The following is an 18,681-nucleotide window of genomic DNA, read 5'->3' on the forward strand; positions in this document are numbered from 1 at the left end:
CTCCCTCCCTAGAATAAACGCAGCACAACAACAGAGGTTGGAATGAACGATAACAAAATGACTCCGGTGGAGCTGCGCGCCACGTGGGGCCTCGGCACGGTCTTTTCCCTGCGTATGCTGGGAATGTTTATGGTCCTGCCGGTATTGACCACCTATGGCATGGCACTCCAGGGCGCGAGTGAAACCTTAATTGGCCTGGCCATTGGCATCTACGGCCTGGCACAGGCGATTTTCCAGATCCCCTTTGGCCTGCTGTCCGATCGCATTGGGCGTAAGCCCCTGATTGTGGGCGGCCTGCTGCTGTTTGTACTCGGCAGTGTGATTGCTGCCAGCACGGCGTCCATTTGGGGCATCATACTGGGACGTGCACTGCAGGGTTCCGGGGCGATTGCCGCCGCCGTCATGGCACTCCTGTCTGATTTGACGCGCGAACAGAACCGCACCAAAGCGATGGCGTTTATCGGCATCAGCTTTGGCGTCACCTTTGCCATTGCGATGGTCTTAGGTCCAATAGTGACCCACAAGCTGGGCTTACATGCCTTGTTTTGGATGATCGCGCTCCTTGCGACAATGGGGATTGCGATTACGTTATGGATCGTGCCCTCCTCCTCTCATCACGTGCTTAATCGTGAGTCGGGCATGGTGCGCGGCAGCTTTAGCAAAGTGCTGGCCAACCCAAGGCTGGTCAAACTGAACCTGGGCATTTTCTTTTTGCACATTCTGCTGATGTCGAGCTTTATCGCCCTGCCCGACCAGTTTGAACAGGCTGGATTACCGCCGTCGGAACACTGGAAAGTGTATCTGACCACCATGCTGATTGCGTTTGCGGGCGTCGTGCCCTTTATCATTTATGCAGAAGTTAAACGCCGCATGAAGCGGGTTTTTGTCGGCTGCGTCGGCATGATGGTTATCGCAGAAATTGTCTTATGGGGCGCGCAGGGGCATTTCTGGACGCTGGTCGTCGGCGTGCAGCTGTTCTTCCTGGCGTTTAACCTGATGGAGGCGATTCTGCCTTCGCTGGTCAGCAAGGAGTCACCTGCCGGTTATAAAGGCACCGCAATGGGGCTTTATTCCACCAGCCAGTTTTTAGGCGTTGCCATCGGCGGTAGCCTGGGCGGTTGGCTGTTTGGCCATTTCGATGCGCAAACCGTATTTATGGTGGGGGCGATCGTGGCCGCAGCCTGGCTGTTTGTCAGTATGACAATGCAGGAACCGCCTTATGTCAGCAGCCTGCGTCTGGTGTTGAGCGATGCCGCACTGGCTGTGCCTAATCTGGAAAAACGGTTGAAAGCACAGCCTGGCGTCTCATCGGTGCTGATTGTGCCGGAAGAGAAAAGCGCTTACATCAAGATAGACAGTAAAGTCACCAGTCGTCCTGAACTGGAAGCGCTCATCGGCAGTTGTTAAAACGGGCTGCACTGTCTGTGTTGGCAGGGGAAGATTACCTCAGTTGCCGTCAGATACGCGGTAACAGCCCAGATGCATTAAGGTGCCGCGTTTAACGCTGGCACCTTTTTTCATCAGGTAGTCATCGCATCCTGCCTCGGGTTTACAATGACATATCCACCACAATACGGCCTTCAATCTTGCCTGCATGCATCCGGGCAAAGATATCGTTAATATTGCTGAGCGGTTCAATCGCCACGCTGGCTTTCACTTTATGACGGCTGGCAAAATCCAGCGCCTCCTGTAAATCCTTACGCGTTCCGACGATAGAACCGCGCACCGTAATGCCGTCCAGCACCATATCGAAAATAGACAGATCGAATTTGCCAGGCGGCAAGCCATTTAACACCATGGTGCCCCCACGACGTAACGTGCCGATCGCCTGCTCAAAGGCTTTAGGCGACACCGCCGTGACCAGCACGCCGTGCGCGCCGCCAAAGTGCTCATGAAACACCTTGGCCGGATCGACGTTTCTGGCATTCGCCACCACGCTGGCACCAAGGCGTTGGGCAAAGGCCAGCTTATCGTCATCGATATCGACAGCCGCCACGTTCAGCCCCATCGCGACGGCATACTGTATAGCCATGTGCCCTAACCCACCGATGCCGGAAATCACCACCCAGTCACCGGGTTTGGTGTCGGTCATTTTTAAACCTTTATAGACCGTCACGCCCGCACAGAGCACCGGTGCCACCTCGTTGAATGCGAGGTTTTCGGGGATGATGCCGACATAGTTGGCGTCCGCCACGCAGTATTCGGCAAAACTGCCGTTCACCGAATAGCCGGTATTTTGCTGGCTATGGCACAGCGTTTCCCAGTTATCGAGACAGTGCTCGCAGTGACCGCAGGCGGAGTAGAGCCAAGGCACGCCGACCCGATCGCCCACCTTCAGATGATGTACGTTATCGCCCACCGCGACCACCTGCCCGACGCCCTCATGTCCCGGGATAAAGGGAGGAACGGGCTTCACCGGCCAGTCGCCCTCTGCCGCATGCAGATCGGTGTGACACACGCCCGTCGCCGCGATTTTCACCAGAATCTGTCCTGCGCCCGGCTGTGGCACGGGGACCTGCTCAATGACTAACGGCTCACCAAAGGCCTTCACGACCGCGGCTTTCATCATCGTGTTGATTTTCATCGTCATGATTTACGCTCCAGATAGGTTACGGACTTAAAACAGCCCCAGCGGTGCCGTGTCATAGCTGACCAGCAAATTTTTCGTTTGCTGATACTGGCTGAGCGCCATTTTATGGGTTTCACGGCCAACACCGGATTGCTTGTAACCGCCAAAGGCGGCGTGGGCCGGATAAATGTGGTAACAGTTGGTCCAGACACGCCCGGCTTTAATGGCGCGCCCCATACGGTAGGCTAAATTGCTGTCCCGCGTCCAGACGCCCGCGCCTAAACCAAACTGCGTTTCATTGGCGATGCGCAAGGCTTCTGACTCATCTTTAAAGGTAGTCACACCGATAACCGGGCCAAAAATTTCCTCCTGAAAGCAGCGCATGTTGTTGCTGCCTTTAATCAGCGTAGGCTGAATATAGAAACCGTTATCCAGTTCGGACGATATCAAGGCCCGCTCACCCCCGGTCAGGATCTCGCCCCCTTCGTTGCGGGCAATCTCGATATACGACAAAATTTTATCGAACTGCTGACGCGAAGCCTGCGCGCCAATCATGGTGTCGGTGTCGAGCGGATCGCCGCGCCGAATCGTCGCCACTTTAGCCATCACCCGCTCCATGAAAGGCGCATACACAGACTCATGAATGAGCGCGCGGGAAGGACAGGTACAGACTTCGCCCTGATTAAAAAAGCCTAGCACAAGCCCTTCTACTGCCTTCTCAATAAAATCTGGCTCGCCGTTCATAATGTCGGCAAAGTAGATGTTGGGGGATTTCCCTCCCAACTCTACCGTACAGGGGATAATATTTTCTGCGGCACAGGCCATAATATGACGCCCCACCGGCGTTGAACCGGTAAAGGCGATTTTGGCGATACGCTTACTGGTCGCCAACGCTTCCCCCGCCTCACGGCCAAAGCCCTGCACCACGTTTAGCACCCCGGCAGGAAACAGATCGCCGATCAGCTCCATCAACAGCGTAATGCCCAACGGGGTTTGCTCAGCAGGCTTCAGCACCACACAGTTACCGGCAGCCAGCGCAGGGGCCAGCTTCCATGCCGCCATCAGCAAGGGAAAGTTCCAGGGGATAATCTGTCCCACTACGCCCAGCGGCTCATGAAAGTGATAGGCCACGGTTTTCTCATCGATCTCACCGGTGCTGCCCTCTTGCGCACGCAGGCATCCCGCGAAGTAGCGAAAATGGTCGGCGGCCAGGGGCAGATCGGCATTGAGCGTTTCCCGAATCGGTTTGCCGTTATCCCAGCTTTCCGCCACGGCCAGCTTTTCCAGGTTGGCATCAATGCGGTCAGCCACCTGAAGCAGCAGGTTGGATCGGGTTTGTACCGAGGTTTTCCCCCAGGCTTCTGCAGCACGATGCGCGGCATCCAGGGCCAAATCAATATCGCGTGCATCGGAGCGCGGGAAGTGAGCAATATCACTGCCGTTGACGGGCGAAGTATTCATGAAATATTGCCCGTTCAGTGGCTCAATAAATTTGCCATCAATGTAGTTGCCGTAGGCAGACTGGAACGTGACTAACGCACCTGGTGAACCGGGATGGGCATAACGCATTGCAAACTCCTTCTGTAGGGTAGACAGGCAGCGGCATGATGTTTTTTTAACGGACAGCTCGCTGTAACCTGACGCTTGCACGGCCTGTGCCAACTCCGGGGCGAAGCGGGGAAGCGCATTAAAACAGAGAGTAATCAGTAACCTGCTCATCAGGCAAACCAACGTTAAGCGCAGAATCAGGGGTTTCATCTGGCTTTGTGTTGCAAATCGCAACACTGGAAAAACCAAGACGCTACAATTCCGCAACACTTTTTCGAACGCACGAGGTCATTCATGCAGGACAAGGTTTCCGATGCCACACTGCCCGCTATCGACAATAACCCACTGCTGAGTGATTCCTGGTTACGCAGCCAACTCTACGGGCTGGAGCGTTCGGCCGATGATTTTCCTCGCCTGCCCCAGACAGAGCTGACAGAACTGGTCGCCAGCAATACCGACCTGCAACAGTTTTCTCAGCCGGTGATGCGCAAGCTGGCACAGAAGGTGGCACCGATGCAGTCGGTGGTCATTCTGTCTGACGCTGCGGGCCGGGTGCTGCATACGTTTGGTGATATGCAGGCGATGCAAAAGGCACAGCGCTTTGCCCTCGCTCCCGGTAACATCTGGAGCGAATGTGGCCGGGGCACGAACGCCATTGGCACAGCCCTGGCGATAGACGATGGATGCGAAGTTGACGGTAATCAACACTTCCTGACCCGCAACCAGGGCCTTTACTGCGCCGCGATGCCGCTGCAAATGCCCAACGGACACATCGCGGGCGTGCTGGATATCTCCGGCCCCGCCCATTTCTCGCACGATCACAGCTTTGCCTGGGTAAAGCAGGCCGCGCGGCAGATTGAGTACCTGTGGGTTAAGCAAAGCCTGCATCCGCAGCAGTGGCTGATGAGCCTGCACCCCGATGTGCATAAACTCGATAGCCTGGATGAGTTGCTGCTGGTGTTTTCGGATAACGTACTGACTGCCGCAAACCGCCTGGCGATGCGTGAACTGGGTCTGCACGCCGAGCAGCTTGGCATCACGACCTTTGAGCAGTTGTTTCCCCAGCGTAACCTGCAGGCCACGGCCCTGCCGACGCCGGTAATAACCGGCCATCAGCCTTATTACTATCGTCTGCGGGCACCGACCCGGACGCGCTTCAGCGTCGCCGCACGTCCTGCGCCACCGCTTCCTTTCTCCCTGCAAAATGAGGGCGACAAAATGGTGCGCCTGTTGAATGCCGGAGTGGCATTGTGCATTCGCGGGGAAACCGGCAGCGGGAAAGAGTACGTGAGCCGCGCATTGCATCAGCAGAGCCGCTGGCGTGCGGGCAAATTTGTGGCGATTAACTGCGCCGCGATTCCAGAATCGCTGATTGAATCCGAGCTGTTCGGCTATCAGCCTGGGGCGTTTACCGGGGCCAGCAAAAATGGCTATATCGGCAAAATTCGTGAGGCCGATGGCGGCGTCCTGTTTCTGGATGAAATTGGCGATATGCCGCTGGCGCTGCAAACCCGGCTCCTGCGGGTGCTTCAGGAAAAAGAGGTCGCACCGCTGGGTTCCAGTCAGAGCTGGCCGGTGAACCTGGCCGTGATCAGCGCAACGCACCGGGATTTGGCCCAGCGCGTCAGCCAGGGCACATTTCGTGAGGATCTTCTTTATCGCTTACAGGAGTTTTCATTAACCATTCCGCCGCTGCGTGACTGGCCTTCGCTATCGACCTTTATCACACAGCTCTGGGGTGAACTGGGCGGCGATGCGCGCCAGATTGGGCTGTCACCTGAGGTCATGACGACATTAACGCGTTACCGCTGGCCGGGCAACGTACGCCAGTTACGTAGCCTGATGAAAGTCTTGCTGGCGCTGGCTGAAGATGGGGAAACCGTGGGGATAATGCACCTGCCGGAAGCGTACCGTAACGAGGAAGCGCCGGCGTTACCTGCGCGTCAGCAACATGACGATCAGCTGATAAACGCCACGCTGCAGCAGTTTAACGGCAATATCAGCAAAACCGCACAGGCGTTAGGCGTTGCGCGCAGCACGCTGTATCGCCGCGCTGCACGCAATAAATACGGTTAATCGCGGAAGTTTTTAAACTGGAACGGCTGCCCCAGATTGCCGCCGCGCACCAGCGCCATCGCGCCCTGCAGATCGTCGCGTGACTTACCGGTAACGCGTAGGGATTCCCCCTGAATCTGCGTCTGCACTTTGAGCTTGCTGTCTTTGATCAGCTTCACCAGCTTTTTCGCCACATCGGCTTCAATGCCTTTTTTCATTTTGGCATCCAGGCTCCAGCTCTTGCCGCTGTGTTCAATCTCTTCTGGCACGTCCAGTGCCGCGCCTTCAATGCCGCGCTTGAGCATTTTTTCGCGCAGAATATCGACCAGTTGCTTAACCTGAAAGTCAGATTCACTGATGACTTTAATGGTTTCATTTTTTTCATTGAGTTCATAACTGGCGGTGACGTTGCGGAAATCGAAACGCGTTGCCAGTTCACGGTTAGCATTCTCTACCGCATTGCGAACTTCCTGCATGTCGACTTCTGAAACGATATCGAAAGATGGCATCTCTTCTTCTCCTGAGGCTAAACTGGCATGCATAATACGCGTCTTACGGCACTAAATAAAATCACGCTGTGCAGCGCTATACTTAACTCATTGTCACAGCGCATAAATAATAAGCCCGCGAGCGGGAGGCAGCATGAAAATAACCGTATTAGGATGTGGTGCGCTAGGTCAGGTCTGGCTCACCGCCCTTGCCCATTGCGGACACGATGTTCAGGGCTGGCTGCGCGTGCCTCAGCCCTACTGTTCTGCTAATGTGATTGATCCGTTGGGCCGCGTGTCAAACCGGACATTTATCGCTAACGATCCGCTGTTTCTGGCCCAGAGCCAACTGCTGTTGGTGACGCTTAAAGCGCCGCAGGTATCGACCGCTGTTAAAAATCTGGAAAGCGTGATGTCGGAAAACTGCCCCGTCCTGCTGCTGCACAACGGGATGGGCACGCTGGGAGAACTCAAAGGGCTTCGGCAACCGCTGTTGCGCGGTATCACCACGCACGCCGCTATGCGAGACGGCACGGTGATCAAGCATGTCGCCAACGGCGTCACGCACATTGGCCCCGGCAACCGTAAAAGCGAGGGCGGAAGTGAGATCGCCGATATCCTGCATGACGCACTGCCCGACGTCGCCTGGCACGACAACATCCGCGCCGCCTGCTGGCGCAAACTGGCGGTTAACTGCGTGATTAACGCCCTGAGCGTGGAGCACGACTGTCAGAACGGCGCGTTGCGTCATTACAGCGGTGAAATAACGACGTTATGCGATGAAATCAGTTGGGTGATGGAACGCGAAGGCCAGTCCGTTGCCAGTCAGAGCCTGCAGGATCACGTCTTTGATGTGATTGAAACCACGGCGGCTAACACCTCATCGATGTTGCAGGATATTCGCGCACAGCGGCTAACGGAAATTGAGTACATTACCGGTTTTCTGTTGCGCCGCGCACGCACGCACGGCTTAGTGTTGACAGAAAACACGCGCCTGTATGACATGATTAAACGCAAGGAGTCTTATTATGGGCGCGAGCGCCTCAGTACTGGTCTGTCTGGCTCATGGCAGTGAAGAAATCGAAGCGGTGACCACGCTAGATCTCCTGGTTCGCGGCGGTATAAAAACCCTCACCGCTAGCGTAGAAAGCGACGGAAGCCGGGAAATTGTTTGTTCCCGCGGCGTAAGGTTGCTGGCCGATGTGCCGCTGGTTGAGGTGGCGGACAATGACTATGACGCCATTGTGCTACCCGGTGGCCTGAAAGGAGCCGAGACGTTTCGCGACAGCCCGCTGCTGGTGGAAACCGTCCGCCAGTTCCATCAGTCAGGACGCATTGTTGCCGCCATCTGCGCGGCGGCCGGCACGGTACTGGTGCCACACAATCTGTTTCCGGTAGGAAATATGACGGGCTTTCCCGGTTTGAAAGACAGGATACCGGAGGATAAATGGATGGAGCGTCGCGTCGTATGGGACCCACGGGTTAATCTGTTAACCAGCCAGGCACCGGGCACGGCGATGGACTTTGCGCTGAAGTTAATTGATTTATTAGCAGGCAGTGATAAAGCGCGTGAGGTTGCAGCCCAGTTGGTACTGGCACCCGGCATTTATGACTATCAGGCAAGTTAGGATTGGGCGTTAAGACAGCAGATACAGCGGACCCGGTGCCCGCATCACTCTCAGGTGGACGCGGGCACCGCCGAAACAGTCATACTGTCTCGGATCGTCTTACGGGCGGTAAACTTTGACGTTTTTAAAACCCTGCTCATGCAGGTACAGCGCCTGTAACTTGCTCATCACGCCGCGATCGCAATACAGCAGCCAGGTTTTGTTCTGATCGAGATCGCCAAACTGCGTGCTGAGTTTATAGAACGGCATCGATTTCACTTCGGTGCCCACCAGCTGCAGCGGTTTGTCTTCCTGCTCATCCACCGAGCGAATATCCAGCACGCTGTCGTTTTCGTTCAGTAAGCCGACCGTTTCTACCTCGACAACGTCTTCCTGGGTCTGCTCAGCGATGTCGCGAATATCAACGTTAGTGGCTTCGGCCACCATGCGTTCCAGAATCGAGAAGTCAAAATGGCTTTCTTCGGCTTCGATTTTGCCTTTTACCGCCCTAACCGTCGGGCTTTTGGAAATCACACCACAATATTCCGGCATGGTGCTGGCAAAATCTTCGGTGCCGATCTCACGCGCGACCTTAATGATGTGTTCTTTATCATGGGAGATCAGCGGGCGCAGAATCAGCGTATCAGAAGCATTGTCGATCAAACGCAGGTTAGTCAGCGTCTGGCTGGATACCTGCCCCAGCGCTTCACCGGTCACCAGCGCCTGCACGCCATAACGTTCAGCCACCATCGACGCGGCGCGAACCATCATGCGCTTCAGCACCACGCCCATTTGGCCATCGTCGACTTTTTCTAAAATTTCGCCCACGACCGGCTCGAAGTTAATCGCCACAAAACGGACCCGATGCGAACGGCCAAAACGGTTCCAGATATAATGCGCCACCTGACGCACGCCGATTTCATGCGCTGCTCCACCAAGATTAAAGAAGCAGTAGTGCACCCGGCAACCGCGACGCATCAACATGTAGCTTGAAACGCCGGAGTCAAAGCCGCCCGAGATCAGCGACAGCACGTCTTCCTGCGTGCCGATCGGGAAACCGCCCAGCCCTTCATAGCGTGCGGTGACCAGGGTTAAACGGTTTTCTTCCACTTCCAGATTGACCGTCACCTGCGGCTTTTTAAGCTGTACCGTCGCGCTGTCGATGTGCTGATTCAGACCACCGCCCACATAGCGTTCCACATCCTGCGAACTGAAGCTGTGTTTGCCCCGGCGCTTAACCCGCACGCAAAACGTTTTGTTTTCAAGAGCATCGCGATACTGCGCCAGCGTCTGCTCAAAAATATGGTGGATATCGGTATATTCACGATCTTCAACCGCAAGGACATGATGAATACCGGGGATGCGCATGAGCTCATCAGGAATGACCCTGCGCATGGCTTCATCTTTACAGCGCACTTCAATATGATCCCAGTGACGCACGACCGCGATCTCATCGCTGACCGTTTTGAGCACGTTACGGATATTGCTGGCAAGAATCTTAATAAAGCGCAGGCGCACCGACTGACTCTTGATGGTGATTTCGGGAAATAACTTGACGATAAACTTCATGGCGATACAGCTTCGTTGGGCAAATAAGTGCTAAAACAGGCTGCACTTAGCTGGTAAGATCATAAAATTGCGGGGTGCCAGGCGCATCCGCATCCGAGGCGCGAGAGTATATCACCTTTACCCGGTGACTGCTTCTGCAACAGCATGCGCATTGATTATTTTGCTAATCATTCTCTGTCAGCTACCATGACCGATTGCAAGATAACGTCCCAACCGTGAGTCGATCCTAACTATGCCGAAAAAAGCCGAACAGCCAGCCAGCTTTGAAACGTCATTGCAGCAGCTGGAACAGATTGTCAGCCGTCTGGAAAGTGGTGAACTGCCGTTGGAAGAGGCACTCAATGAATTTGAGCGCGGCGTGCAGTTAGCACGCAACGGCCAACAGACGCTGCAACAGGCTGAGCAGCGCGTTCGTATTTTACTCAGCGATGATAAAGACGCCGACCTCTCCTCCTTTACGCCGGAAAACAGCTAATGGATTTTCCTGAACTGCTCGACGCCTATCACCGGCAGGTGAACCGCGCGTTGACGGGCTTATTAGATGCCTTGCCTTTTCAGAGTTCTCCTCTGGTGAATGCCATGCAGTATGGGGCATTATTAGGCGGAAAACGCCTGCGCCCGTTTCTGGTCTACGCCACCGGCGAAATGCTTCACGCCGACAACGCCAGCCTGGATGCGCCCGCTGCGGCAGTTGAGTGTATTCATGCCTATTCACTGATTCATGACGATCTTCCGGCAATGGACGATGACGCCCTGCGTCGTGGTCAACCGACTTGCCATATCAAATATGGTGAAGACACGGCTATCCTTGCCGGGGATGCGCTGCAAACGCTGGCCTTTTCGATTCTTGCCGACCAGCCGATGCCTGGCGTAAGCGCGGAATACCGACTGGCCATGCTGTCCGAGCTGGCAAAAGCCAGCGGCGTAGCCGGCATGTGCGGTGGACAGGCGTTGGATTTGGCCGCTGAAGGTCAGTCAGTGGGCCTGACCCAACTTGAACAGATTCATCGTCATAAAACCGGGGCATTAATTCGCGCAGCCGTTCGGCTCGGCGCCTTTGCCGCCGGGGAAAAAGGTCGTGAAGCGCTCCCGCATCTTGACCGCTATGCCGATGCGATTGGCCTGGCTTTTCAGGTGCAGGATGACATCCTGGATGTGACGGGCGACACAGCTGTCATCGGAAAACGTCAAGGTGCCGATCAAGATCTTGGAAAAAGCACCTATCCTTCACTGATGGGTCTGGATAATGCCCGCACTAAGGCACTGGATTTGTATCAGGAAGCCGTCGATGCTTTGCATATGCTCTCTGCAAAATCCTATAACACTAAAGCCTTGAAGGCGCTGGCGAGCTTCGTAATTGAACGCGATAAATAACTTCCATGATGAGTCACTGATGAGTTTTGATACTACAAAATACCCGACACTGGCGCAGGCAGAAACGGTTCAGGCGCTGCGAGCCCTGCCTAAAGAGAAATTGCCTGCGCTTTGCAACGAGCTGCGCCAGTATTTATTAGACAGCGTGAGCCGCTCAAGCGGCCATTTTGCGTCGGGCCTGGGCGTGGTCGAGCTGACGGTGGCGCTGCATTACGTTTATAACACACCGTTCGATCACCTGGTCTGGGACGTCGGTCATCAGGCTTATCCGCACAAAATTTTAACGGGTCGTCGCGATCGCATTGGCTCTATTCGCCAAAAGAACGGCGTGCATCCGTTTCCCTGGCGCGGTGAGAGTGAATACGACGTGCTGAGCGTGGGCCACTCCTCCACCTCCATCAGTGCCGGACTGGGGATGGCTGCGGCTGCCGAACGTGAAAGCAAAGGCCGCCGCACCGCCTGCGTTATCGGTGATGGCGCAATCACTGCCGGCATGGCGTTTGAAGCCATGAACCATGCGGGCGATATCAAGTCCGATATGCTCGTCATTCTGAATGACAATGAAATGTCGATTTCCGAAAACGTGGGTGCCCTGAATAACCGACTGGCGCAGATTTTATCCGGCAAAACCTATGCCCGTTTGCGCGAGGGCGGTAAGCGCGTCCTGACCGGCCTGCCACCGATCAAAGAGTTAGTCCGGCGCACCGAAGAGCACCTGAAAGGCATGGTCGTGCCCGGTACGCTGTTCGAAGAGCTGGGATTTAACTATATCGGCCCGGTTGACGGACATGATGTCCTGACGCTGGTGAATACGCTGAGCAACATGCGCAGCCTGAAAGGCCCGCAGTTCCTGCATATTATGACCAAAAAGGGCAAAGGTTATGCGCCGGCGGAGCAGGACCCTATCGCCTGGCATGCGGTGCCAAAATTTGACGTTGCCAGCGGCGAGCTGCCAAAAAGCGCCGAAGGTTTGCCGAGCTATTCCAAAATTTTCGGTAACTGGCTGTGCGAGATGGCCGCTGACGATGCGAAACTGATGGCCATTACGCCAGCCATGCGCGAAGGTTCCGGCATGGTGGGTTTCTCTCGCAAGTATCCCAATCAATATTTTGATGTCGCTATTGCGGAACAGCATGCGGTAACCTTTGCAGCGGGCCTGGCCATTGGCGGCTATAAACCGGTGGTGGCTATCTATTCCACCTTCCTGCAGCGCGCCTACGATCAGGTGATTCACGATGTGGCGATTCAGAAGCTGCCGGTGTTGTTTGCCATCGATCGTGGCGGCATCGTGGGTGCTGACGGTCAAACGCACCAGGGCGCGTTCGATCTCGCCTACCTGCGCTGCGTTCCGGACATGGTGATTATGACGCCGAGCGACGAGGACGAATGTCGCCAGATGCTGTATACCGGCTATCACTATCAGGATGGCCCGGCTGCGGTTCGCTATCCGCGCGGCACCGGCACTGGCGCGGCATTAACGCCGCTGCAAAGCCTGCCGCTGGGTAAAGGCGTGGTAAAACGTCAGGGCGAAAAACTGGCTATCCTCAACTTTGGTACGCTGTTGCCAGAAGCGAGCCAGGTGGCGGAAGCGCTCAATGCCACGCTGGTTGACATGCGCTTTGTGAAACCGCTGGATACGGCACTGATCACTGAGCTGGCGGCCCGTCACGAATCCTTGATTACGCTGGAAGAAGGCGCGATTAAAGGCGGCGCCGGTAGCGGCGTGAATGAGTATGTCATGGCTAAGCGCCTGGGTGTGCCGGTGCTGAATATCGGCCTGCCTGATGAGTTTATTCCACCCGGCACGCAGGAAGAGATGCGTCACGTCTACCAACTGGACGTTGACGGTATTCAACAGCAAATCAGTCGCTGGCTGGCGCAATAGTTCCCTGCCCCGCTCTCTGCGGAGAGCGGTATTCCTGCTATGCTTGATCCCCTGGGAAAGACATAGCAGGAGTCACCATGAAAACCATTCAATTAGCGAATACCGACTTAAGGGTTTCACGGCTTTGCCTGGGCTGTATGACCTTCGGCGAACCCGATCGTGGCAAGCACGCCTGGACACTGCCTGAAGACAGCAGCCGTCCGCTCATCCGCCAGGCACTCGACGCCGGGATCAATTTTTTCGATACTGCGAACAGCTATTCGGATGGCAGTAGCGAGGAAATTTTAGGCCGGGCGCTTCACGATTTCGCCCGGCGTGACGAGGTGGTGGTCGCCACCAAAGTTTTCTTTCCCATGAGCAATCTGTCGCAGGGCTTATCCCGTCAAAATATCCTGCAATCCATTGACGACAGCCTGCAACGGCTCGGCATGGACTATGTCGATCTGCTGCAAATTCACCGCTGGGACTATGACACGCCGCTGGAAGAGACGCTGGATGCGCTTAATGAGGTGGTGAAATCCGGAAAGGCGCGTTATATCGGTGCCTCCTCAATGCATACCAACCAGTTTGCTCAGGCCCTGGCACTGCAGGACCAGGAGGGCTGGGCGCGCTTTGTCACCATGCAGGATCAGTACAATCTGATTCAGCGTGAAGAAGAGCGTGAGATGCACCCCTTGTGCCAGCGGGAAAACATTGCGGTTCTGCCCTGGAGTCCGCTGGCGCGCGGCAAGCTTACCCGTCCGTGGGGAGAAACGACTGCACGCTCCGTGTCGGATGAGGTCATCAAATCGCTCTATGCCTCAACCGAGGAAAACGACGCCGTGATAGCCGAGCGCCTGGCGCAGGTTGCGGCAGATAAAGGCGCGACGCGTGCACAGGTGGCTCTGGCCTGGTTGCTTAGCAAGCCTGCCGTCACCGCGCCGATTATCGGTGCCTCCCGTGCAGAGCAGTTTGCCAATCTGGTCAATGCGGTAAACGTCGAGCTGACGCCAGATGATATCGCCAAACTGGAAGAGGCTTATCAACCGCATCCCGCAACGGGCTATCAGTAAGGGATTTTCAGGGAGGTGCGCTATCCGGGCAGCGGCATTGTCTGTTGAATATGCGCAAATCTGAGCACTGACGTGATGGTGACGACCGTTCCCGCGATTGCACGGGAACGGTCATTATGCTGTAAGACAATATGCAGGTTAAGACGATGTTGTTTTACGTCACCCGGCAAGGTTATCCCGCCAGATAAACGCCTGTACCGTACAGCATCGCCGCCGCGATAATACCTGCGATAATATCATCCACCATGATGCCCATACCGCCGTGCACGTTGCGGTCAAACCAGCGAATCGGCCAGGGCTTCCAGATATCCAGCACCCGGAACAGGACAAAGCCGCTGACCACCCATTGCCAGCTGTTAACCGGAATCGCCATCAGGGTAATCCACATCCCGATAAACTCATCCCAGACAATGCTACCGTGGTCATGCACGCCCATATCTTTGGCGGTGCGATGGCAGAGGTAAACGCCCACGCTAATGCCCAATAACACGACCAGCGAGTACAGGTCATGAGGGAGAAAGGTCATGAGCCACCAAAACGGAATGGCAGCCAGCGATCCCACCGTACCCGGCATAAACGGGCTGAGTCCGCTGCCGAAGCCGGTCGCCAGTAAATGCCAGGGATTGCGCAGGCGCAGGCGACTTTTGGCGAGGCTTTTATCTGTGGTCAAAATGGTCGAATCCTTTATGGCGGAATTCTGTCGGTTTGCCGTTGTCCAGCAGGGACAGTCCTTCTGACTCCGGTGCCATCTGGCCGATACAGGTGTAAGGCACGCCAAGATGACCCAGTGCCACGTCCAGCGCGCCGCGATTGACTTCCGGTACGCTAAAGCACAGTTCGTAGTCCTCTCCGCCGCTCAGCGCCCAGCGCAGTACCTGCGCGGCATCAAAGTTTTCACGCAGTGCAGAAGACAGCGGCAGCGCATCAAGATTGATCCTGGCACCACAGCCGCTGGCTTTCAGCACATGACCCAAATCGGAGATCAACCCGTCCGATAAATCAATGGCCGATGACGCCAGGGAACGCAACGACTGCCCCTGCAGAATGCGCGGCATCGGGCGCAAATGGCGCTTGATCAGGGCTTCATGTATCGCCGGATCGTCAATGCGACAGTGATGTTGTAATAACGCCAGTCCGGCGGCACTGTCACCCAGCGTGCCGGTCACGTAGATCCAGTCGCCCGGTTTAGCGCCCGATCGTTTCAATGCTTTGCCGTGCGGGATCAAACCATGAATTCCCAGCGTCAGGCTGAGCGGCCCGCGCGTCGTGTCACCACCGACCAGTTGCATGTCGTAATATTCCAGCAGGTCGAACAGGCTTTCGCTAAAGCTGCTTAACCAGGCTTCATTGACCTCAGGCAAGGTCATCGCCAGCGTCAGCCAGGCAGGATCGGCCCCCATTGCAGCCAAATCGCTCAGGTTAACCGCCAGAGATTTATAGGCTAAATCGGCAGGATGGATAGAAGGCAGGAAGTGGACGCCTGAAACCAGCGTATCGGTGCTGACCGCCAGCGTCTGTTTTTCGGGCACGCTAAGCAACGCGCAATCGTCGCCGATGCCGAGTTCGACATCACGGCGGCTCCGCGTTCTGCGGTTGAAGTAGCGTGCGATGAGTTCAAATTCACCACATGACATAATTGCGTTCCGCTTAACCATTAATGAAAAAGGCCGGCAAGCCGGCCTTATTGATTATTTGCGTTGGGGTCTAATCTGTGGACCAGCTTTATCCAGTACGCCGTTGACAAATTTATGGCTGTCTTCGGCACCAAATACTTTCGCCAGTTCGATACCTTCGTTGATGGCCACTTTGTAGGGCACATCAGAACGCTTGCTCAATTCATACAGCGAAATACGCAGAATGGCTTTTTCCACCTGCCCCAGCTCTTCCAGCTGACGCGACAGATAGGGCTTCATTAAGCCATCCAGGTACGCGCTGTTGGTCGCCACACCGGTCAGCAGTTCGCGGAAATAGGTAATGTCGACGTCTTTGACGTCTTGTTCCGCCAGAAACTGGTATTCCACATCGGCAATGTCGTTGTTGGACAACTGCCAGGAGTAAAGCGCCTGGACAGCGCACTCACGGGCGCGACGACGAGCAGCAGGTTTCACAAAATTCCCCTTACAAAAATCAGGCTTTAATGGCTTTCAATACGTTGATCATTTCAAGCGCGGTCAGGGCCGCTTCGGCACCTTTATTACCCGCTTTGGTTCCAGCACGCTCAATGGCCTGCTCGATATTTTCGGTCGTCAGTACGCCAAATGCCACAGGAATATCACAGTCCATGGCAACGCTGGCAATACCGGAGCTGGCTTCGCCTGCGACATATTCGAAGTGCGCAGTGCCACCACGAATCACGGTACCCAGAGCAATAACGGCATCGTATTTGCCGGTTTTTGCCAGCGCACGCGCTGCCAGCGGCAGTTCATAAGCACCAGGCACCCAGACAACGGTGATATTGTCATCGCTGACCTGGCCGATGCGCTTCAGGGCATCGACTGCGCCGTCTAACAGGCTGTCATTGATGAAGTTGTTAAAACGCGCGATAACGATGGCAAGGTTTGCCTCAGGCGTTGCAACGGCAGCTTCGATAACTTTCATACATATCCTTTCAGGGGTTTGTTTGGCCCCGCGCAGGGGGGCGGATTCTAACATACTCTTTGACGGCGTGCTCTCGCTTTTCCGCCTCTGTTATTGCGGTGTCAGGGTCAGGCGCACATCGCTGCCGACCTGACGGATATCGCTGAAGGCAAAGACTGGCGCATCGGCCAACGCTGTCAGGCCCGCCAGCTGGCATAAACCACGCGCGTCATTGCCGAGTAATTTCGGGGCGACATATAAAATCAGCTCATCAACCAGGCCTGCCTGAAGTAGCGCACCCGCCAGCGTGGCACCCGCTTCTACCCAGACGCTGTTAATTTGCCGCTGGCCCAGCACCATCATCAGGGCCACTAAATCCAGCTGGCTGTCGCGCAGCGGAACAGGAATTTGCGTGACCGTTTCGGGCCAGCGCAGATCGTCGGCCTGCTGACGCATCAGCCAGGTTTCGCCCAATTGTTCAATAAGTTTGTGCTGAGGCGTTACGCGATTCTGGCTATCGACGATCACTCTGACCGGCTGACGCAGCTGTGCTTCATCCACCAGACGCTGGCTGTCGCTGTCCAGTTCTGACCAGCGCACCGTTAACGAGGGATCATCCGCCAGAACCGTTGCGCTCGTGCTGAGGATGGCAGAGCTCTGGGCGCGCAACCGCTGTACATCCCGCCGGGCAGCCGCCGAGGTGATCCACTGGCTTTCACCGTTTGCCATTGCTGTGCGGCCATCCAGCGATGCGCCCAGTTTTAACTGTATCCAGGGAAAGCCGGTGCGCATGCGTTTCAGAAAACCGCGATTCAGGGCTTCCGCTTCCTGCATCATCAGTCCGTGGCTGACCTCAATGCCCGCCTGGCGCAGACGATGCAATCCCCGCCCAGCCACCTGCGGATTGGGGTCCTGCATGGCAGCAACTACCCGCGTTACGCCAGCGGCAATAAGCGCGTCGCAACAGGGCGGCGTGCGGCCGTGATGGCTGCAGGGTTCCAGCGTCACATAGGCGGTCGCCCCCCGGGCGCGGTCACCCGCCATACGTAGCGCATGCACTTCTGCATGGGGTTCACCGGCGCGCTGGTGCCAGCCTTCTCCAACAATCTGGCCGTCGCGTACAATCACGCAGCCGACATTCGGATTGGGCGTGGTCGTAAAGCGGCCGCGCCGCGCCAGTTCCAGCGCGCGCGCCATAGCGTGTTCATCAGTCATGATTTAATCCTGTAATCTGGCAATCTCTTCGCCAAAATCACGCACATCTTCGAAGCTGCGATAAACGGAAGCAAAGCGAATATAGGCCACCTTATCGAGCTTTTTCAGTTCATCCATGACCAGGTTCCCAATCAGCTTGCTGGGGATTTCACGTTCACCGGTCGCGCGCAACTGGGTTTTAATATGGCTTACCGCACTCTCTACCGCATCCGCACTGACCGGACGCTTTTCCAGCGCTTTCATCATGCCGCTGGCGAGTTTGTCTTCATTGAAAGGTTCACGCACATCGTTGCTTTTCACCACGCGCGGCATCACCAGCTCAGCCACTTCAAACGTCGTAAAACGCTCATGGCACACCAGACATTGACGACGGCGCCGCACTGATGAACCCTCACTAACCAGACGAGAATCAATCACTTTAGTGTCTACAGCGGAGCAGAATGGGCAATGCATGACGTTTCCTGACACGAGATAAATAGGTCATACAGTGTAGCGCGAACTGCAGGTCAACAAAATCGATTCCCGTGCTTTACCCTGTCGTCCTTACAGCCTGAGGGAGCAAAACGCTCACGAAGACAAAAAGCAGGCCGCTTACCGCGTCATGCGCTAAATGTTATCCCCGGCAGCAGGCGTTATCTTTGCAAAGAAGCTGGCACAAACGCCGGTGCGGCTTGCTTATTGGCGATAACCCGGACGCAACGCGGCAGTGGGTTTACACGGCCGGATTACGCGACAGAAAGAA

Annotated in this window: 18 protein-coding genes; 8 read left to right on the forward strand and 10 right to left on the reverse strand. The window is 55.8% G+C overall.

Annotated features, from left to right (window positions below):
• Positions 1-42 precede the first annotated feature (42 nt).
• A complete protein-coding gene (locus CMR03_RS15950) occupies positions 43-1,407 on the forward strand; it encodes an MFS transporter (protein WP_063878641.1) in 1,365 nt (454 codons plus the stop codon).
• Between the two features lie 142 nt (positions 1,408-1,549).
• Here CMR03_RS15950 and adhP read toward each other — a convergent pair whose 3' ends face one another.
• Both adhP and exaC read right to left on the reverse strand, forming a co-directional pair.
• Complete coding sequence (adhP, locus tag CMR03_RS15955; protein WP_063878640.1) at positions 1,550-2,590, reverse strand: alcohol dehydrogenase AdhP; 1,041 nt, start codon at positions 2,588-2,590, stop codon at positions 1,550-1,552.
• 27 nt (positions 2,591-2,617) lie between these two features.
• Complete coding sequence (gene exaC, locus CMR03_RS15960) at positions 2,618-4,138, reverse strand: acetaldehyde dehydrogenase ExaC (RefSeq protein WP_063881116.1); 1,521 nt, start codon at positions 4,136-4,138, stop codon at positions 2,618-2,620.
• A 273-nt stretch (positions 4,139-4,411) separates the two neighbouring features.
• Here exaC and CMR03_RS15965 point away from each other — a divergent pair, with 273 nt between their 5' ends.
• Positions 4,412-6,193, forward strand: coding sequence for a sigma-54-dependent Fis family transcriptional regulator (locus CMR03_RS15965; RefSeq protein ID WP_063878639.1), 1,782 nt, complete (start codon positions 4,412-4,414; stop codon positions 6,191-6,193).
• On the opposite strand, the gene CMR03_RS15970 is transcribed toward CMR03_RS15965, so the two are convergent.
• Positions 6,190-6,681, reverse strand: coding sequence for a YajQ family cyclic di-GMP-binding protein (locus CMR03_RS15970; protein WP_063878638.1), 492 nt, complete (start codon positions 6,679-6,681; stop codon positions 6,190-6,192). The two genes, CMR03_RS15965 and CMR03_RS15970, sit on opposite strands and share 4 nt — an antisense overlap.
• A 133-nt stretch (positions 6,682-6,814) precedes the next feature.
• Between CMR03_RS15970 and panE the strand changes: the two genes are divergently transcribed.
• Both panE and yajL read left to right on the forward strand, forming a co-directional pair.
• The gene (gene panE / locus CMR03_RS15975; protein ID WP_063878637.1) at positions 6,815-7,735 is read left to right on the forward strand and encodes a 2-dehydropantoate 2-reductase; all 921 of its coding nucleotides are present in this window, start codon (positions 6,815-6,817) and stop codon (positions 7,733-7,735) included.
• Entirely contained in the window at positions 7,689-8,288 is a 600-nt protein-coding gene (yajL, locus tag CMR03_RS15980; protein WP_096011999.1) for a protein deglycase YajL, read from the forward strand. Before panE ends, yajL begins: the two co-directional genes overlap by 47 nt.
• A gap of 99 nt (positions 8,289-8,387) precedes the next feature.
• On the opposite strand, the gene thiI is transcribed toward yajL, so the two are convergent.
• Positions 8,388-9,836, reverse strand: a complete 1,449-nt coding sequence (thiI, locus tag CMR03_RS15985; protein ID WP_096012000.1) for a tRNA uracil 4-sulfurtransferase ThiI — start codon at positions 9,834-9,836, stop codon at positions 8,388-8,390.
• Positions 9,837-10,068: 232 nt separating this feature from the next.
• Here thiI and xseB point away from each other — a divergent pair, with 232 nt between their 5' ends.
• The 4 genes from xseB to CMR03_RS16005 all read left to right on the forward strand — a co-directional run bounded on the left by xseB (position 10,069) and on the right by CMR03_RS16005 (position 14,147).
• Complete coding sequence (gene xseB / locus CMR03_RS15990) at positions 10,069-10,311, forward strand: exodeoxyribonuclease VII small subunit (RefSeq protein ID WP_063878634.1); 243 nt, start codon at positions 10,069-10,071, stop codon at positions 10,309-10,311.
• Entirely contained in the window at positions 10,311-11,210 is a 900-nt protein-coding gene (gene ispA, locus CMR03_RS15995; protein ID WP_063878633.1) for a (2E,6E)-farnesyl diphosphate synthase, read from the forward strand. The genes xseB and ispA overlap by 1 nt, the downstream gene beginning before the upstream one ends.
• A 19-nt stretch (positions 11,211-11,229) precedes the next feature.
• Positions 11,230-13,095 carry a 1-deoxy-D-xylulose-5-phosphate synthase gene (gene dxs, locus CMR03_RS16000; RefSeq protein ID WP_096012001.1) on the forward strand — a complete coding sequence of 622 codons (1,866 nt, stop codon included), beginning with the start codon at positions 11,230-11,232 and terminating at the stop codon, positions 13,093-13,095.
• A 77-nt stretch (positions 13,096-13,172) separates the two neighbouring features.
• The gene (locus tag CMR03_RS16005) at positions 13,173-14,147 is read left to right on the forward strand and encodes an aldo/keto reductase (protein ID WP_096012002.1); all 975 of its coding nucleotides are present in this window, start codon (positions 13,173-13,175) and stop codon (positions 14,145-14,147) included.
• Between the two features lie 172 nt (positions 14,148-14,319).
• Here CMR03_RS16005 and pgpA read toward each other — a convergent pair whose 3' ends face one another.
• The 6 genes from pgpA to nrdR all read right to left on the reverse strand — a co-directional run bounded on the left by pgpA (position 14,320) and on the right by nrdR (position 18,392).
• A complete protein-coding gene (gene pgpA, locus CMR03_RS16010) occupies positions 14,320-14,817 on the reverse strand; it encodes a phosphatidylglycerophosphatase A (protein WP_096012003.1) in 498 nt (165 codons plus the stop codon).
• Positions 14,804-15,781, reverse strand: a complete 978-nt coding sequence (gene thiL, locus CMR03_RS16015; RefSeq protein WP_096012004.1) for a thiamine-phosphate kinase — start codon at positions 15,779-15,781, stop codon at positions 14,804-14,806. Before thiL ends, pgpA begins: the two co-directional genes overlap by 14 nt.
• Positions 15,782-15,835: 54 nt before the next feature.
• Positions 15,836-16,255 (reverse strand): transcription antitermination factor NusB, encoded by a 420-nt coding sequence (gene nusB / locus CMR03_RS16020; RefSeq protein ID WP_063878628.1) that lies wholly within the window; start codon positions 16,253-16,255, stop codon positions 15,836-15,838.
• Positions 16,256-16,274: 19 nt separating this feature from the next.
• Positions 16,275-16,745 (reverse strand): 6,7-dimethyl-8-ribityllumazine synthase, encoded by a 471-nt coding sequence (gene ribH, locus CMR03_RS16025; RefSeq protein WP_063878627.1) that lies wholly within the window; start codon positions 16,743-16,745, stop codon positions 16,275-16,277.
• Between the two features lie 90 nt (positions 16,746-16,835).
• Positions 16,836-17,939 carry a bifunctional diaminohydroxyphosphoribosylaminopyrimidine deaminase/5-amino-6-(5-phosphoribosylamino)uracil reductase RibD gene (gene ribD / locus CMR03_RS16030; RefSeq protein WP_063878626.1) on the reverse strand — a complete coding sequence of 368 codons (1,104 nt, stop codon included), beginning with the start codon at positions 17,937-17,939 and terminating at the stop codon, positions 16,836-16,838.
• 3 nt (positions 17,940-17,942) lie between these two features.
• Entirely contained in the window at positions 17,943-18,392 is a 450-nt protein-coding gene (gene nrdR, locus CMR03_RS16035; RefSeq protein ID WP_006117986.1) for a transcriptional regulator NrdR, read from the reverse strand.
• Positions 18,393-18,681 lie beyond the last annotated feature (289 nt).

Source organism: Pantoea allii (genome assembly GCF_002307475.1).
Taxonomy (GTDB): Bacteria; Pseudomonadota; Gammaproteobacteria; order Enterobacterales; family Enterobacteriaceae; genus Pantoea; species Pantoea allii.

Coding starts and splice junctions, on each gene's coding strand:
- CMR03_RS15950 (WP_063878641.1), top strand. CDS start 43: ATGAACGATAACAAAATGACTCCGGTGGAGCTGCGCGCCACGTGGGGC.
- adhP (WP_063878640.1), bottom strand. CDS start 2,590: ATGACGATGAAAATCAACACGATGATGAAAGCCGCGGTCGTGAAGGCC.
- exaC (WP_063881116.1), bottom strand. CDS start 4,138: ATGCGTTATGCCCATCCCGGTTCACCAGGTGCGTTAGTCACGTTCCAG.
- CMR03_RS15965 (WP_063878639.1), top strand. CDS start 4,412: ATGCAGGACAAGGTTTCCGATGCCACACTGCCCGCTATCGACAATAAC.
- CMR03_RS15970 (WP_063878638.1), bottom strand. CDS start 6,681: ATGCCATCTTTCGATATCGTTTCAGAAGTCGACATGCAGGAAGTTCGC.
- panE (WP_063878637.1), top strand. CDS start 6,815: ATGAAAATAACCGTATTAGGATGTGGTGCGCTAGGTCAGGTCTGGCTC.
- yajL (WP_096011999.1), top strand. CDS start 7,689: ATGGGCGCGAGCGCCTCAGTACTGGTCTGTCTGGCTCATGGCAGTGAA.
- thiI (WP_096012000.1), bottom strand. CDS start 9,836: ATGAAGTTTATCGTCAAGTTATTTCCCGAAATCACCATCAAGAGTCAG.
- xseB (WP_063878634.1), top strand. CDS start 10,069: ATGCCGAAAAAAGCCGAACAGCCAGCCAGCTTTGAAACGTCATTGCAG.
- ispA (WP_063878633.1), top strand. CDS start 10,311: ATGGATTTTCCTGAACTGCTCGACGCCTATCACCGGCAGGTGAACCGC.
- dxs (WP_096012001.1), top strand. CDS start 11,230: ATGAGTTTTGATACTACAAAATACCCGACACTGGCGCAGGCAGAAACG.
- CMR03_RS16005 (WP_096012002.1), top strand. CDS start 13,173: ATGAAAACCATTCAATTAGCGAATACCGACTTAAGGGTTTCACGGCTT.
- thiL (WP_096012004.1), bottom strand. CDS start 15,781: ATGTCATGTGGTGAATTTGAACTCATCGCACGCTACTTCAACCGCAGA.
- ribH (WP_063878627.1), bottom strand. CDS start 16,745: ATGAAAGTTATCGAAGCTGCCGTTGCAACGCCTGAGGCAAACCTTGCC.
- ribD (WP_063878626.1), bottom strand. CDS start 17,939: ATGACTGATGAACACGCTATGGCGCGCGCGCTGGAACTGGCGCGGCGC.
- nrdR (WP_006117986.1), bottom strand. CDS start 18,392: ATGCATTGCCCATTCTGCTCCGCTGTAGACACTAAAGTGATTGATTCT.